At 65.2% G+C, this 14131-nt stretch carries 13 protein-coding genes; 9 read left to right on the forward strand and 4 right to left on the reverse strand.

The annotated features are described in order from the left end of the window. Positions 1-55: 55 nt before the first annotated feature. From ABRP28_RS03530 to dnaE, 4 genes are all read left to right on the forward strand, one after another. Positions 56-742 (forward strand): DivIVA domain-containing protein, encoded by a 687-nt coding sequence (locus ABRP28_RS03530; protein ID WP_350002205.1) that lies wholly within the window; start codon positions 56-58, stop codon positions 740-742. 92 nt (positions 743-834) lie between these two features. Next, complete coding sequence (gene lspA, locus ABRP28_RS03535; protein ID WP_350002206.1) at positions 835-1407, forward strand: signal peptidase II; 573 nt, start codon at positions 835-837, stop codon at positions 1405-1407. Next, positions 1400-2326 carry an RluA family pseudouridine synthase gene (locus ABRP28_RS03540; RefSeq protein WP_350002207.1) on the forward strand — a complete coding sequence of 309 codons (927 nt, stop codon included), beginning with the start codon at positions 1400-1402 and terminating at the stop codon, positions 2324-2326. Before lspA ends, ABRP28_RS03540 begins: the two co-directional genes overlap by 8 nt. 36 nt (positions 2327-2362) lie before the next feature. Next, on the forward strand, positions 2363-5920 hold the full coding sequence (gene dnaE / locus ABRP28_RS03545; RefSeq protein WP_350002208.1) for a DNA polymerase III subunit alpha: 3558 nt from the start codon (positions 2363-2365) through the stop codon (positions 5918-5920). A gap of 101 nt (positions 5921-6021) precedes the next feature. Here dnaE and ABRP28_RS03550 read toward each other — a convergent pair whose 3' ends face one another. Beyond that, positions 6022-6522: a flavin reductase family protein gene (locus ABRP28_RS03550; RefSeq protein WP_350002209.1), complete on the reverse strand. Its 501-nt coding sequence runs from the start codon at positions 6520-6522 to the stop codon at positions 6022-6024. Positions 6523-6655: 133 nt separating this feature from the next. Here ABRP28_RS03550 and ABRP28_RS03555 point away from each other — a divergent pair, with 133 nt between their 5' ends. The 3 genes from ABRP28_RS03555 (at position 6656) to nrdR (ending at position 9228) form a co-directional block, all read left to right on the forward strand. Further along, the gene (locus ABRP28_RS03555) at positions 6656-7186 is read left to right on the forward strand and encodes a hypothetical protein (protein ID WP_350002210.1); all 531 of its coding nucleotides are present in this window, start codon (positions 6656-6658) and stop codon (positions 7184-7186) included. Positions 7187-7195: 9 nt separating this feature from the next. After that, positions 7196-8563: a histidinol dehydrogenase gene (hisD, locus tag ABRP28_RS03560; protein WP_350002211.1), complete on the forward strand. Its 1368-nt coding sequence runs from the start codon at positions 7196-7198 to the stop codon at positions 8561-8563. A gap of 161 nt (positions 8564-8724) precedes the next feature. Beyond that, positions 8725-9228, forward strand: coding sequence for a transcriptional regulator NrdR (gene nrdR / locus ABRP28_RS03565; RefSeq protein ID WP_104188663.1), 504 nt, complete (start codon positions 8725-8727; stop codon positions 9226-9228). Between the two features lie 225 nt (positions 9229-9453). Here nrdR and ppgK read toward each other — a convergent pair whose 3' ends face one another. Together ppgK and map are read right to left on the reverse strand one after the other, a co-directional pair. Further along, positions 9454-10257, reverse strand: a complete 804-nt coding sequence (gene ppgK / locus ABRP28_RS03570; protein ID WP_104188661.1) for a polyphosphate--glucose phosphotransferase — start codon at positions 10255-10257, stop codon at positions 9454-9456. 133 nt (positions 10258-10390) lie between these two features. Further along, positions 10391-11269, reverse strand: a complete 879-nt coding sequence (map, locus tag ABRP28_RS03575; protein WP_350002212.1) for a type I methionyl aminopeptidase — start codon at positions 11267-11269, stop codon at positions 10391-10393. Positions 11270-11390: 121 nt separating this feature from the next. On the opposite strand from map, the gene ABRP28_RS03580 reads away from it, so the two are divergent. Further along, positions 11391-11555, forward strand: a complete 165-nt coding sequence (locus tag ABRP28_RS03580; protein WP_188732230.1) for an SPOR domain-containing protein — start codon at positions 11391-11393, stop codon at positions 11553-11555. A 56-nt stretch (positions 11556-11611) separates the two neighbouring features. Here ABRP28_RS03580 and panB read toward each other — a convergent pair whose 3' ends face one another. Next, positions 11612-12514 carry a 3-methyl-2-oxobutanoate hydroxymethyltransferase gene (gene panB, locus ABRP28_RS03585; RefSeq protein ID WP_350002213.1) on the reverse strand — a complete coding sequence of 301 codons (903 nt, stop codon included), beginning with the start codon at positions 12512-12514 and terminating at the stop codon, positions 11612-11614. 274 nt (positions 12515-12788) lie between these two features. On the opposite strand from panB, the gene glnA reads away from it, so the two are divergent. Further along, entirely contained in the window at positions 12789-14129 is a 1341-nt protein-coding gene (glnA, locus tag ABRP28_RS03590) for a type I glutamate--ammonia ligase (RefSeq protein WP_066280551.1), read from the forward strand. Positions 14130-14131: the final 2 nt, after the last annotated feature.

A 14131-nucleotide genomic window follows, 5' to 3' on the forward strand; every position in this document is an offset into this window, starting at 1 on the left:
CGTAGTTTTGACGGCCGGAAGGCCTACTGACTAACTAGACCAGTGAGGTGACCAGATGGCTTTGACGCCAGAAGACGTTGTCAACAAGCGCTTTCAGCCGACCAAGTTCCGCGAAGGGTACGACCAGGATGAAGTCGATGACTTCCTGGACGAGATCGTCGTTGAACTCCGCCGCCTGAACCAGGAGAACGACGAACTTCGCAAGAAGCTCGCCGAAGCCGGTTCCAGCGTTCCTGCCAGCTCGGCCGCTGCTCCCGTCGTGGAGAAGGTCCCCGCGCCCGTCAAGGCCGACAAGGACGAGGCACGCGAAAAGGCAGAAGCCGAAGCCAAGGCTGCCGAAGCCAGCAAGAAGAAGGACGTCCAGCCGGCTGCCGCTGCAGCCCCTGCGGCCTCCGCACCCGCCGCCGTCGCAACACCTTCTGCAGAATCCGCAGCCGGCCTCCTGGCCATGGCCCAGCAGATGCACGACCGCCACGTGGCCGACGGCCAGGCCCAGAAGGACAAGATCATCGCCGAGGCGCAGATCGAAGCCAGCAGCCTGGTCAACGACGCACAGGAGAAGTCCCGCAAGATCCTGGGCGCCCTCGAGCAGCAGCGCTCGGTCCTGGAGCGCAAGGTGGAGCAGCTCCGCGGCTTCGAACGCGATTACCGCTCACGCCTGAAGGCCTACATTGAAGGCCAGCTGCGCGACCTTGATGCCCGCGGTTCCGTGGCTACGCCGGAAGTCAGCGAAGCCAACTAGTCCGTCAAAGCACGTATTCTGAAAGCCGGTGGCTGAGGATTCCTCGGCCACCGGCTTTTGGCATTGACACCTGTTGTACGAATGAAAGCACCATGACTGACGAACTTGCTGCGGATCCCGCACGCCCTGTCCCACCCTCACCGCGACCGCGCCGGGCGGTACTGCTCTCCGTCTTCGCCGGGTTCGCCCTTTTCGCCTACGTCCTGGACCAGCTCACCAAGCTCTGGGTCACCTCCAGCATGGTGGAGGGTGAACGGATCCCTGTGTTCCCGCCGCTGCTGCACTGGTACTTCATCCGGAATTCGGGAGCGGCCTTCTCCATCGGCGAAAACGTCACCTGGGTGTTTTCCATCATCATGGCCGCGGTGTCCGTGGCCATCCTCTTCCAGGTCCGCAAGCTGGGCTCGGTGTGGTGGTCCCTGGCCCTGGGCCTGCTCCTGGGCGGGGCCCTGGGCAACCTTACCGACCGGCTGTTCCGGGAACCCTCCTTCGGCATGGGGCATGTGGTGGATTTCATCCAGCTCCCCAATTTCGCCATTTTCAACATCGCGGACTCGGCGGTGGTGTCCGCCGTTGCCATCATCTGCATCCTGACGCTGCGGGGCATCACCCTGGATGGAAGCAGGCTCACCCCCGAACATAAGGACAAGTCCGGCGATGCCTGAGCACATTGTTGTTGCCGACGAGTACGGCGGAGCCCGTGCGGACGCCGGCCTTGCCGCCCTCCTGGGCATTTCGCGGTCCCTCGCCGCGTCCCTTCTAGCGGAGGGCCATGTGCAGAGCAAAGGCAAGCCGCTGGGAAAATCGGCAAAGCTGGTGGCGGGCGATGTCCTCCAGGTCAGCATGCCGGAACGGCGTGACCCGCTTGAAGTCGTGGAGGAAGTTGTGGAAGGCCTGAAGATCCTGCTGGACGACGAGGATTTCGTTGTCGTCGATAAACCGGTCGGCGTTGCCGCGCACCCCTCGCCGGGGTGGGTGGGACCAACCGTCGTTGGAGGCCTGGCCGGCGCCGGCTACCGCATTTCCACGTCCGGGTCGCCGGAGCGGGCAGGGATCGTGCACCGGCTCGACGTCGGGACGTCCGGCGTGATGGTGGTGGCGAAGTCCGAGCGTGCCTACACGGTCCTGAAAAGGGCCTTCAAGGAACGCACCGTGGACAAGGTCTACCATGCGGTGGTGCAGGGCCTGCCCGATCCCCTGGCGGGAACCATCGACGCGCCCATCGGCCGGCACCCAGGGCATGACTGGCGCTTCGCGGTGATTGAGGACGGGCGTCCGTCCGTCACGCACTACGAAGTGCTTGAAGCATTCGGCAAGGCCAGCCTGGTGGAGGTCCACCTGGAAACGGGCCGCACCCACCAGATCCGCGTCCACTTTTCCGCGCTCCGGCATCCCTGTGCCGGAGATCTCACCTACGGAGCCGATCCGCGGCTGGCCGCCACCCTCGGCCTGACGCGGCAGTGGCTGCACGCCCGCGAACTGGGGTTCGACCACCCCGTGACGGGGGAGCGCGTGCGGGTCACCAGCGACTACCCGCAGGACCTGGCCTACGCCCTGGAAGTCCTCGGGTCCGGGCAGGCCTAGCGTTATACGCGCCTGCCCGGCGCATAGAATAGTGCGGTGACTTCCAGCAATGACTCGTTTGTCCATCTCCACACCCACACCGAGTACTCGATGCTGGACGGTGCCGCCAGGCTCGGTGAGCTGTTCGATGAAACCGAGCGGCTGGGGATGCCCGCACTTGCCACCACCGACCACGGATACCTTTTCGGCGCCTTCGATTTCTGGAAGAAGGCTACGGACAAAGGGATCAAACCGATCATCGGCGTCGAAGCCTATGTGACTCCGGGAACGGCCCGCGGCGACAAGAGCCGCGTGCGGTGGGGCGAGGAGCACCAGCGCAAGGACGACATTTCCGGCGGTGGCTCCTACACCCACATGACGCTCCTGAGCTACAACAACGTGGGAATGCGGAACCTGTTCCGGGCGTCCTCCATCGCCTCCCTGGACTCCGTCTTCGGTAAGTGGCCCCGGCTGGACCGCGAACTCCTCAACACCTATTCCGAGGGCCTCATCGCCACCACCGGCTGCCCGTCCGGCGAGGTCCAGACACGGCTGCGCCTGGGCCAGTACCGTGAGGCGCTGGAGGCTGCGGCCGAGTTCCGGGACATCTTTGGTGCGGAGAACTACTTCTGCGAACTGATGGACCACGGGCTGGACATCGAACGCCGGGTCACAGGGGACCTGTTGCGGCTCGCAAAAGACCTGAACCTCCCGCTGGTGGCCACGAACGACCTCCACTACACGCACGAGCACGACGCCAAAGCGCATGAGGCCCTGCTGGCCATCCAGTCCGGTTCCACGCTGCTGGAACCGACCTACGACAACGGCGGTTCGCGGTTCGCGTTCTCCGGCAGCGGCTACTACCTGAAATCTCCGCAGGAGATGCGGGAGCTGTTCCGGGACCACCCCGAGGCGTGCGACAACACTCTCCTGATCGCCGAACGCTGCGAGGTGTCCTTCAACACGGACGCCAACTACATGCCGCGCTTCCCGTGCCCGCCGGGGGAGGATGAGACCTCCTGGCTGGTCAAGGAGGTGGACAAGGGGCTCCAGTACCGGTACCCCGGCGGGATTCCGGACGAGGTCCGCAAGCAGGCCGACTACGAGCTGGGCGTCATCACCTCGATGGGCTTCCCGGGCTACTTCCTGGTGGTGGCCGACTTCATCAACTGGGCCAAGAACAACGGCATCCGGGTAGGTCCGGGCCGTGGTTCCGGTGCAGGTTCCATGGTGGCGTACGCCATGCGCATCACCGACCTCGATCCGCTGCGCCATGGCCTGATCTTCGAGCGCTTCCTCAACCCCGACCGTGTCTCCATGCCCGACTTCGACGTCGACTTCGATGACCGGCGCCGCTCCGAAGTCATCGACTACGTCACCCGGAAGTACGGTGACGAGCGCGTGGCGATGATCGTTACGTACGGCACCATCAAGACGAAGCAGGCGCTCAAGGACTCCTCCCGCGTGCTTGGCTATCCCTTCAGCATGGGCGAGCAGCTCACCAAGGCCCTGCCGCCCGCAGTCATGGCCAAGGATATTCCGCTGGCGGACATCCAGAACCCGCAAGCCAAGCGCTACGGCGAAGCGGGGGATTTCAGGCAGCTGATTGCCACCGACCCCGAAGCCGCCAAGGTTTTCGAGACCGCTCTGGGCATCGAAGGCCTGAAACGCCAGTGGGGCGTGCACGCCGCCGGCGTGATCATGTCCTCGGACCCCATCATCGACGTCATCCCCATCATGCGCCGGTTCCAGGACGGCCAGGTGATCACCCAGTTCGATTACCCCACGTCCGAGGGCCTCGGCCTGATCAAGATGGACTTCCTGGGCCTGCGGAACCTGACGATCATTTCCGATGCCCTTGAGAACATCAAGATGAACCGCGGTATCGACCTCGACCTGGAAAACCTCGAACTGGACGACGCCCCGTCCTACGAGCTCCTGGCGCGCGGCGACACCCTGGGCGTGTTCCAGCTTGACGGCGGACCCATGCGGTCACTGCTCAAGCTCATGAAGCCTGACAACTTCGAAGACATCTCCGCCGTGCTGGCGCTCTACCGTCCGGGCCCCATGGGCGCCAACGCCCACACTGACTACGCGCTGCGCAAGAACGGGATCCAGGAAGTGATCCCCATCCATCCGGAACTGGAGGAACCGCTCAAGGAGATCCTCGGCGGGACCTACGGCCTGATCGTGTACCAGGAACAGGTTATGGCGGTAGCGCAGAAACTGGCCGGGTACTCGCTGGGCCAGGCGGACATCCTCCGCCGCGCCATGGGTAAGAAGAAGAAATCAGAGCTGGACAAACAGTTCGCGGGCTTCTCCCAGGGCATGCAGGACAACGGCTACTCAATGGAAGCCGTCAAAACGCTGTGGGACATCCTGCTTCCCTTCTCCGACTACGCCTTCAACAAGGCACACTCCGCCGCCTACGGCGTGATCTCGTACTGGACGGCCTACCTCAAGGCGCACTACGCGCCGGAGTACATGGCTGCCCTGCTGACGTCGGTGGGGGATGACAAGGACAAGTCGGCGATCTACCTTAACGAGTGCCGCCGCATGGGCATCACCGTGCTGCCGCCGGACGTCAACGAGTCCGCCCTGAACTTCACCCCGGTGGGCAACGATATCCGCTTCGGCATGGGCGCAATCCGCAACGTGGGCGTGAACGTGGTGGAGGCCATGGTGGCCGCCCGCGAAAGCGAGGGCGCGTATACGTCCTTCAAGGACTACCTGATGAAGGTCCCCGCAGTGGTCTGCAACAAGCGGACCATCGAATCGCTGATCAAGTCCGGAGCCTTCGACTCGCTGGGCCACCACCGCCGGGCGCTGGCCATGATCCATGAAGAGGCCATCGACTCCGTCATCACCCTCAAGCGGAACGAGGCGATCGGGCAGTTCGATCTCTTCGCCGGGTTCGACGAAGCCGAATCCGAATCATCGCTGAGTATCGAGATCCCAGACCTGCCGGAATGGGAGAAGAAGGACAAGCTTTCCTTCGAACGGGACATGCTCGGACTGTACGTCTCGGACCACCCGCTGCAGGGCCTGGAGGGACTGCTCAGCCAGCACGCGGAGATGAGCATCACCTCTGTCCTGGGTGAAGACGGCCCGCAGGACGGCGCGATCATCACCATCGCCGGCATGATCACCTCGCTGAGCCGGCGCATCGCCAAAGCCAGTGGCAACGCGTACGCCCGGGCCGAGGTTGAGGACCTGGGCGGTTCCATGGAAGTCATGTTCTTCGGCCAGGTCTACGGACCCATCGCCTCTGTCCTGGCGGAGGACCTGATCGTGGTGGTCAAGGGACGCCTGCAGAAACGCGATGACGGCGCCATCACCCTGAACTGCATGGAGCTGTCCGTGCCCGACCTCAGCGAGGGGCTCAACGGCCCGCTGGTGATCACCATGCCCACCTACAAAGCCACCGAGGCTGTGGTCACGGAATTGGGCGAGGTGCTCCGCACCCACCGCGGCAACTCCGAAGTCCGCCTGCACCTGCAGGGCGACACGCGGACGGAAATCATGGGACTGCCGGTCCATCTGCGCGTGAACCCCAGCCCGTCGCTGTTCGGCGACCTGAAGGTGCTGCTCGGCCCCGCCTGCCTGGACGCCTAGGCCTAGGCGGCGCCCATAGTTGGCAGTGAAGAGGAGGACGACGACGGGAGGCGAGTCCCGTCGTCGTCCGCGCCTTCGCTGCCGATTATGGTGGGCCGCTGCTAGATCTCGTAGTCCAGCGGGACGGGCTGGCCGTAGGCGCCACCGTGGTAAAGCAGCGGCGAGGTGTCGCCGCCCACCTGCCCGTCCACCACCTGGACCACCACCACGGCATTGTTCTCGAAGGACAGCCGCATCTGCACCTCGCCAATCAGCCAGCCGGCCACATCCTTCAGGATGGGCACCCCGTGCGGACCCGTTTCCCAATGGTCGCCCTCAAACCGGTTGCCGGCGCCGGCAAACCTGCCGGCGAGCTGCAGGTTGTCCAGGCCCAGCATGTGCACCCCCAGGTAGGTGGTGTTTGCGACAGCCGGCCACGACCGTGAGCTGCGGGCCATGTTGAACGTAAAGCGCGGCGGGTGCGCCGAGAGTGAGGCCACCGAGGTGGCAGTGAAGCCGTAGGGCTGGTCCTGGTAGTTCACCGTGATAATGGCGACGCCGGCAGCGTGGCGCCGGAACATCTCCCTGAACGTCCGCTCGAACGGAACGTCATTTGTCGTCACGGAAACTCCTGGTGCTGGCAAGTGGTGTACATGGGTCTCCTTCAAGGGTATGGCCCTGCCGTGCCGGTGGTGAATTCCTGGCAGGGCCCGGTTCCGCGCTGGACCCCGTGGAACATTTGTTAAGGTTTGTTGCATGACGAAAGCCACCCGCCGCACACGCCCGCGGCTGCCTTGGACAATGCTGCTGGTTCCGGCAGCGGCAGGTGTCCCGCTGGGCATCCTCTGGTGGCTCCTGGCTCCGGGAGGCCTGAACCTGATAACCAGGGACCCCGCCTTCGGCAGCGGAACCAATCCGGATGTCTGGCTGCCGCGGGACCTGACGCTGGCGGGGCTGCTGGTTTTTGCCGGGTGCCTCCTGGGTGTTGTGCTGGCGGACAAGAAGCGTAAGGATCCGCAGGCGGACCTGGTGGCAGGGCTGGCGGGAGCCGTGTGCGGGGCAGCCCTAGCCTGGCAGGCGGGGCTGCTGGCCGCGCAGCTGTGGGCGCCTGCGGTCGACCCTTCGGCAAACGCCAGCATTGCCTTTTCGCTCCGCGCCTGGCCGGTCCTGCTTGTGTGGCCCGCCGCCACGGCAGTCTCGGTTTTCGTGCTGGAGCTTCTCAGCCTCCTGGGCCGCAAGCCGGCAACGGAACACGCGGGTCGCCGGACGCTGCGGCAAGGCCACTAAAATAGGCCAGTGACCATTTCTTCGGAGAACCCCGCCAGCCCCGCTGCCACCGCCGTGGACTTCCGCACCGTTGACCTGCGCGGCCAAAGCCTTACCCTCGCCGCACTACGGGCCGCCGTACCGCGGGCCCAGGGCCAGACCGTGGCCGACGCCGAGGAGAAGGTCCACCACATCATTTCGGCTGTCCGCCAGGGCGGTTTCGCGGCGCTGGGCGAACTCGCGCAACGTTTCGACGGCGTGGCGCAGGACCACCCGCTGGTTCCCCGGGAGGCCCTGGCGTCCGCCCTGGAGGACCTGGAGCCGTCCGTCCGCAGCGCGCTGGAGGAATCCATCAGCCGGGCCCGCCGCTTCGCTGACGGCCAGCGTCCGCGGAATATCGAGGTCCAGCTCGGCGACGGCGCGGTAGTGGCGCAGAACTGGGTGCCCGTGGCGCGCGTGGGGCTCTATGTCCCGGGCGGCCTGGCCGTCTACCCATCCTCCGTGATCATGAACGTGGTTCCGGCCCTCGCCGCCGGTGTCCAGTCCATTGCGCTGGCATCCCCTCCGCAAAAGGAGTTCGGGGGCCTGCCGCACCCCACCATCCTCGCCGCTGCCGCCCTGCTGGGCATCACCGAGGTGTATGCCATAGGCGGCGCCCAGGCCATCGCCGCCTTCGCCTACGGTATTGCCGCAACGAAGGCCGGCCCGGCGCTGGAACCCGTTGATGTTGTCACTGGACCGGGCAATATCTTTGTTGCCACCGCAAAGCGTCTGGTCAAAGGCGTGGTGGGGATCGACTCGGAGGCGGGCACCACGGAAATCGCCATCCTTGCAGACTCCACAGCGCAGCCCCGCCTGGTGGCAGCGGACCTGATCAGCCAGGCCGAGCACGACCCCAAGGCAGCATCCGTGCTGATTACCGACTCGGAGGACCTCGCTGCCGCCGTCCGCACCGAGCTGGACCGGCAGGCCGCGGCCACCAAGCACTCCGCCCGCGTCCGCGAGGCGCTCTCCGGTCCGCAGTCCGGAGTGGTCCTGGTGGATGACCTGGAACAGGGGATTGCCGCGTGCGATGCCTACGCGGCGGAACACCTGGAGATCATGACACAGGATGCCCCGGCCGTCGCCGCCCGGATCCGGAATGCCGGGGCCATTTTTGTGGGCGATTACAGCCCGGTCAGCCTGGGGGATTACTGTGCCGGGTCCAACCACGTCCTGCCCACCAGCGGCACGGCTGCGTTTTCATCCGGTTTGAATGTCACCACATTCCTGCGGGCCATCCAGGTGGTTAATTACAGCCGTGACGCGCTTGCGGAAGTCAGCGGCCACATCGTCAGCCTGTCCGGGGCGGAGGACCTTCCGGCGCACGGGGACGCAGTAACCGTACGCTTCTCCTGATCGGCAAAAGACGACATGTAGTGGTGGTTACTACTACATGTAGTACTTACACGCTTGTTATTAGCAGGAGTGGGGCCGTAAGCTAGGAGACGGCTCAGCTGCGCGTGCTTGTTTTGCGTAAGAGTCGGTTCCGCCGGAAACATCTGGGAGAGGGAGGCACAATGTACTGTCCGTTCTGCCGCAACCCCGATTCCAGGGTGGTGGACAGCCGCATGGCTGACGACGGCTCGGCTATCAGGCGCCGCCGCCAGTGCCCTGAGTGCGGACGCCGGTTCACCACCGTTGAAACCACCAGCCTTTCCGTGATCAAGCGCTCCGGCGTGGGCGAGCCCTTCAGCCGCAGCAAGGTGATCAACGGCGTGCGCAAAGCATGCCAGGGGCGTCCGGTCAGCGAGGACGACCTCGCGCTGCTGGCGCAGGAAGTGGAAGAGCAGATCCGTTCCTCCGGCGCCGCGGAAATCGACGCCCACGAGGTGGGACTGGTCATCCTCGGACCGCTGCAGAAGCTGGACAAGGTCGCCTACCTCCGCTTCGCGAGCGTCTACCAGGCCTTCGAATCCCTGGAGGATTTCGAGACTGCCATTGCCCTGCTCCGCCAGGAAGAACAGGACGCCCGGGGCGTCGCTGCAAAGGGCGCCAAGAGCTCCGAGAAGAGCCCCCTGTAGACTCCGGTGGCGGCAGCGGAGGGGAAGCCGCAGCCGCCACCGGCACCACGGCCTGGTGAAAAGAAGGCCAGCTCCAAGGAAAACCCAAATGACGTGCGCCTCCTGCGCGCCCGCGGACCCAATGCCGCGCGGACAACAGGGGATGAGTGTGCCGCATCTGCACGCTTAAACACCCGTGCCGCCGTCGTCTGCTGGACAGCTGACGACGGCGGCACGCAGGCCGGGCTACTTTGCGAGCTTGTGCTTCAATGCGATTTCGATGGCAGCGCCCACGATGCCGGCCTCGTTGCGCAGGACCGCCGGCACGATGGGCGTGCGCAGCCGCAGGTTGGGCAGGTACTCGTCGGCGCGCTTGGAAATGCCGCCGCCGACGATGAACAGTTCGGGCGAGAACAGGAATTCCACGTGGGAGAAGTAGCGCTGCAGCAGGACGCTGTACTCGTCCCAGGACAGGCCATCGCGTTCGCGGGCCACTGCGGATGCTTTGGTCTCGGCGTCGTGGCCGTCAATTTCCAGGTGGCCAAGTTCAGCGTTGGGGACGAGTTTGCCGTCGAAGATGAAGGCCGAGCCGATTCCGGTGCCGAGCGTGATCACCAGGACCGTGCCCTTGACGCCGGCCCCTGCGCCGTAGCGGGCCTCAGCCAGGCCGGCGGCGTCGGCGTCATTGATGACCTCAACCGGGCGGCCCAGGCGGGCAGTGAGGAGTGCGTCAATGTCCGTGTTGAGCCAGCTCTTGTCCACGTTGGCGGCAGAGTGGACCACGCCATGCTGGATGATGCCCGGAAAGGTGACGCCGACGGGAGAGCCGGCAGCGGGTGCCTCGGGGCGGGCAGACAGTTCGGAAACCACCAGGGCCACGGCTTCGGCAACTGATTCAGGGGTGGCGGGCTGCGGGGTGGGGACCCGGAACCGTTCGCCCAGCAGTTTGCCCTTCTTCAGGTCGACGATGCCGCCCTTGATTCCGGTGCCTCCGATGTCGATGCCGATCAGCGGGGCGTTCTTGTGCGACTTCTCGTCCTTCTTGGCCAATGGGTTTTCCGTTCGTGGCAGGGGCGGGCGGGGTAGCGGCGGCCGGTGGGCCGGCCGGGAAAAGATGTCCGGTCAGGAACCGGGAAGGGGTAGGGCCATGGTGCGTGCGTAGGGGTGGTGCCAGGTGGGCCTGCTAGGGCAGCGTGAGGATTTCCGCGCCGGACTCCGTGACCAGCAGTGTGTGCTCGAACTGGGCAGTGCGCTTCCGGTCCTTGGTGACCACGGTCCAGTCATCGGCCCACATGTCCCACTCCACAGTGCCCAGGGTGAGCATCGGTTCAATCGTGAAGACCATGCCGGCCTCGATCACCGTGTTGTAGGCAGGTGCCGCATCGTAGTGCGGAATGATGAGCCCGGTGTGGAAGGCTTCGCCCACGCCGTGCCCGGTGAAATCACGGACAACACCATAGCCGAAGCGCTTGGCATAGGACTGGATTGCCCGGCCGATGACGTTGATTTCCCGCCCGGGAGCAACAGCCTTGATGGCCCGGTTCAGCGACTCCTGCGTGCGTTCCACCAGCAACCGGGATTCCTCGTCCACGTCACCCACCAGGAAGGTGTAGTTGGTGTCCCCGTGGACTCCGTTGATGAAGGCGGTGATGTCGATGTTGAGGATATCCCCGTCCTGGACCACTGTGCTGTCCGGGATGCCATGGCAAATGACCTCGTTCAGGGATGAGCACAGCGACTTCGGAAAGCCCCGGTAGCCGAGGGTGGACGGGTAGGCGTGGTGGTCAAGGAGGAACTCGTGGCCCACCTTGTCCAGCTGGTCGGTGGTGACGCCGGGCTGGATATGCTTTCCCACCTCCACGATGGCCTGCGCTGAGATCTTCGACGCGATCCGGATCTTCTCGATCGTTTCGGGGGTTTTGACCTCCGATCCGGTGAATTTCGCCGGTGCGGGCTTTCCGACGTACTCCGGCCGGGGGATGGACGCCGGGACGGGACGCTGCGGACCTACGGTTCCCGGGGTGAGGGTGCCGATGGGTGCAGTCGAGGCAAGGGAAGGCATAGATTGATCATATAAGGCACTGCAGAACGCCTAACAACCGGAAGCCGCACGCGGCCCGCGTAAGAATTTAAGTTACGCGGATCACGCCCCAGCTTTCCCGCCGCCGAAACGAGGAGCACCGATGACTGAGTACTGGTACAACGTCAATACGCATGAGATCGAAGAGGACCGGCTGTCCGACTGGAGCCAGCTGATCGGGCCGTATAAGACGCGGGAGGAGGCTGAACACGCGCTGGAAAAGGTGCGGGCACGCAACGAGGCCTGGGAGAAGGACGACGACGACTGAGCCCTGCGCGGCCGTGCGGGCCGGGTGCCGGCCCGCACGCCCCGTGGGAACCGCTGCTAGAAAGAGTGTTCCGGCCCGGGGAACTGCCCTGACCTGACGTCGTTGCCATAGTGGGTGGCGGCGTCCAGGAGTGTGCTGCGCAGGTCTGCGTACTGCTTGACGAACTTGGCCATCCGTCCGCCCCGCATTCCGGCCATGTCCTGCCAGACGAGCACCTGTCCGGTCGTTTCCTTGCCGGCGCCGATGCCCACCGTGGGGACGGGAACAGCCGCATCCACTGCGGCTGCGGTCTCTGCGGGAACCATCTCCATCAGCACGCAGAACGCCCCCGCCCCGGCGAGGGCCACCGCGTCATCGATAAGCCGCTGTGCGTCGTCGCCGCGGCCTTGGACACGGTAGCCGCCGAGGGCGTGCTCGCTCTGCGGGGTGAAACCGATGTGCGCCATGACGGGGATGCCGGCCTGGACCATGGCCTTGACCGTGGGGGCATAGTAGGCGCCGCCCTCGATCTTGACAGCGTGGGCCAGGCCTTCCTTGAGGAACCGGACGCCGGCGCCGACTGCCTGCTCGGGGGAGACCTCATAGCTGCCGAAGGGCAGGTCGGCCACAATGAGCGCCCGCTTGGCGCTGCGGGCCACGGCACGGCACAGTGGCAGCAGCTCGTCCACCGTGACCGGAAGGCTGGTCTCGTTGCCGAAGACGTTGTTCGAGGCCGAATCACCGACGAGGAGGACCTCAATTCCGGCTTCATCGAAAATTTCGGCTGTGTACTGCTCGTAGGCAGTCAGCATGGCGAACTTCGTCCCGTCCCTCTTGGCCTGCTGCAGGTGGTGGATGCGCACCTTGGCCGGCTTCCGCTGCGGCCCAGCAGCAGGCGCAGCTGCCTGGCCCGGCCCGCTGCCGTAGGGGGCGGGGACGTCGGCGGACATGCTGGAATCGGAGCTGTTGCTTGAGGCCATGGCATGAGCGTAGTGCGGGAGCCGCTGTCCTAGCTACCGCCGGCCAAAGGCTCAACTGGTGATAAGGGTCATACGGGCTTCCCTCCACGCGGGTCCGGACGGCGCGGACACCGGTTGCGCAGCTGAAATCCGGCGGCGGGGCGTTAACGCTGTGTTACGCGCGGCGCAGGCTTCAGCATCGGCGCCGAATGCTTAGTACAGTGTTGGTGAACTGCTGCCGGCTTCCCTTTACTGCGGGCCCGGAGCATGGACGTTGACCGGAGAAGAGGCCATCATGGACCGCCAGCAAGAGTTTGTCCTGCGCACAATCGAAGAGCGCGACGTACGTTTCGTGCGCCTGTGGTTCACCGACGTCGTGGGTTCGCTCAAGTCCGTGGCACTTGCCCCCGCCGAGGTTGAGGGTGCCTTCGAGGAAGGACTGGGCTTCGACGGCTCCGCCATTGAGGGCCTGGCCCGGGTGTTCGAGTCCGACATGCTGGCCCAGCCCGATCCCTCCACCTTCCAGATCCTGCCCTGGCGTGGGGAGACGGAACAGACCTCCCGCATGTTCTGCGACATCCTCACCCCGGACGGTGAACCGTCCGCCGCGGACCCCCGCAACGTCCTGAAGCGGACCCTCGCCAAAGCTGCCGACATGGGGTTCACCTGCTACACCCACCCCGAAATCGAGTTCTACCTCCTCAAGTCGCAGGAACCCGGGCCGGACGGCGCGCCGGTGCCTGTGGACGAAGGCGGCTACTTCGACCATGTCCCCGGCGGCGTGGCCCAGGACTTCCGCCGGACAGCGGTCACCATGCTCGAATCCGTAGGCATTTCCGTGGAATTCAGCCACCACGAAGCCGGCCCCGGCCAGAACGAAATCGACCTTCGCTACGCCGACGCCCTGCAGACCGCGGACAACATCATGACCTTCCGCACGGTCATCAAGGAAGTTGCGCTGCAGCAGGGCACCTACGCCACCTTCATGCCCAAGCCCTTCACCGCCCACCCGGGCTCCGGCATGCATACGCACTTCTCGCTGTTCGAGGGCGACACGAACGCCTTCTATGAGGCCGGGGCCGAGTTCCAGCTCTCAAAGACCGCGCGCCAGTTCATCGCCGGCATCCTCAAGCACGCGCCCGAGTTCACCGCAGTGACCAACCAGTTCGTCAACTCCTACAAGCGGCTCTGGGGCGGCGGAGAGGCTCCCAGCTACCTGAGCTGGGGCCACAACAACCGCTCCGCCCTGGTGCGGGTCCCGCTGTACAAGCCGGGCAAGGGCCAGTCCGCGCGCATCGAGTACCGCGGCATCGACTCCGCGGCGAACCCCTACCTGGCCTACGCCGTCCTGCTTGGAGCGGGCCTGAAAGGCATCGAGGAAGGCTACGACCTCCCGGCCGCTGCCGAGGACGATGTGTGGTCGCTGAGCTCAGCCGAACGCCGCGCCATGGGCCACGATCCGCTGCCCGCGAGCCTCCACGACGCCATCCGGACCATGGAAGATTCAGAGCTCATGCCGCAGATCCTGGGCGAGCAGGTGTTTGAGCACTTCCTGCGCAACAAGCGCGCCGAGTGGCAGGACTACCGCCTGCAGGTGACGCCCTACGAGCTGCAGCGCAACCTCGGCATCCTCTAGGT

Source organism: Pseudarthrobacter sp. WHRI 8279 (assembly GCF_040224115.2).
Taxonomy (GTDB): domain Bacteria; phylum Actinomycetota; class Actinomycetes; order Actinomycetales; family Micrococcaceae; genus Arthrobacter.

Bases quoted from the DNA above. Each gene is read 5' to 3' on its own strand.
- ABRP28_RS03530 (WP_350002205.1), top strand. From the start codon at position 56: ATGGCTTTGACGCCAGAAGACGTTGTCAACAAGCGCTTTCAGCCGACC.
- ABRP28_RS03540 (WP_350002207.1), top strand. From the start codon at position 1,400: ATGCCTGAGCACATTGTTGTTGCCGACGAGTACGGCGGAGCCCGTGCG.
- lspA (WP_350002206.1), top strand. From the start codon at position 835: ATGACTGACGAACTTGCTGCGGATCCCGCACGCCCTGTCCCACCCTCA.
- ABRP28_RS03580 (WP_188732230.1), top strand. From the start codon at position 11,391: ATGACTGAGTACTGGTACAACGTCAATACGCATGAGATCGAAGAGGAC.
- map (WP_350002212.1), bottom strand. From the start codon at position 11,269: ATGCCTTCCCTTGCCTCGACTGCACCCATCGGCACCCTCACCCCGGGA.
- panB (WP_350002213.1), bottom strand. From the start codon at position 12,514: ATGGCCTCAAGCAACAGCTCCGATTCCAGCATGTCCGCCGACGTCCCC.
- nrdR (WP_104188663.1), top strand. From the start codon at position 8,725: ATGTACTGTCCGTTCTGCCGCAACCCCGATTCCAGGGTGGTGGACAGC.
- glnA (WP_066280551.1), top strand. From the start codon at position 12,789: ATGGACCGCCAGCAAGAGTTTGTCCTGCGCACAATCGAAGAGCGCGAC.
- ABRP28_RS03555 (WP_350002210.1), top strand. From the start codon at position 6,656: ATGACGAAAGCCACCCGCCGCACACGCCCGCGGCTGCCTTGGACAATG.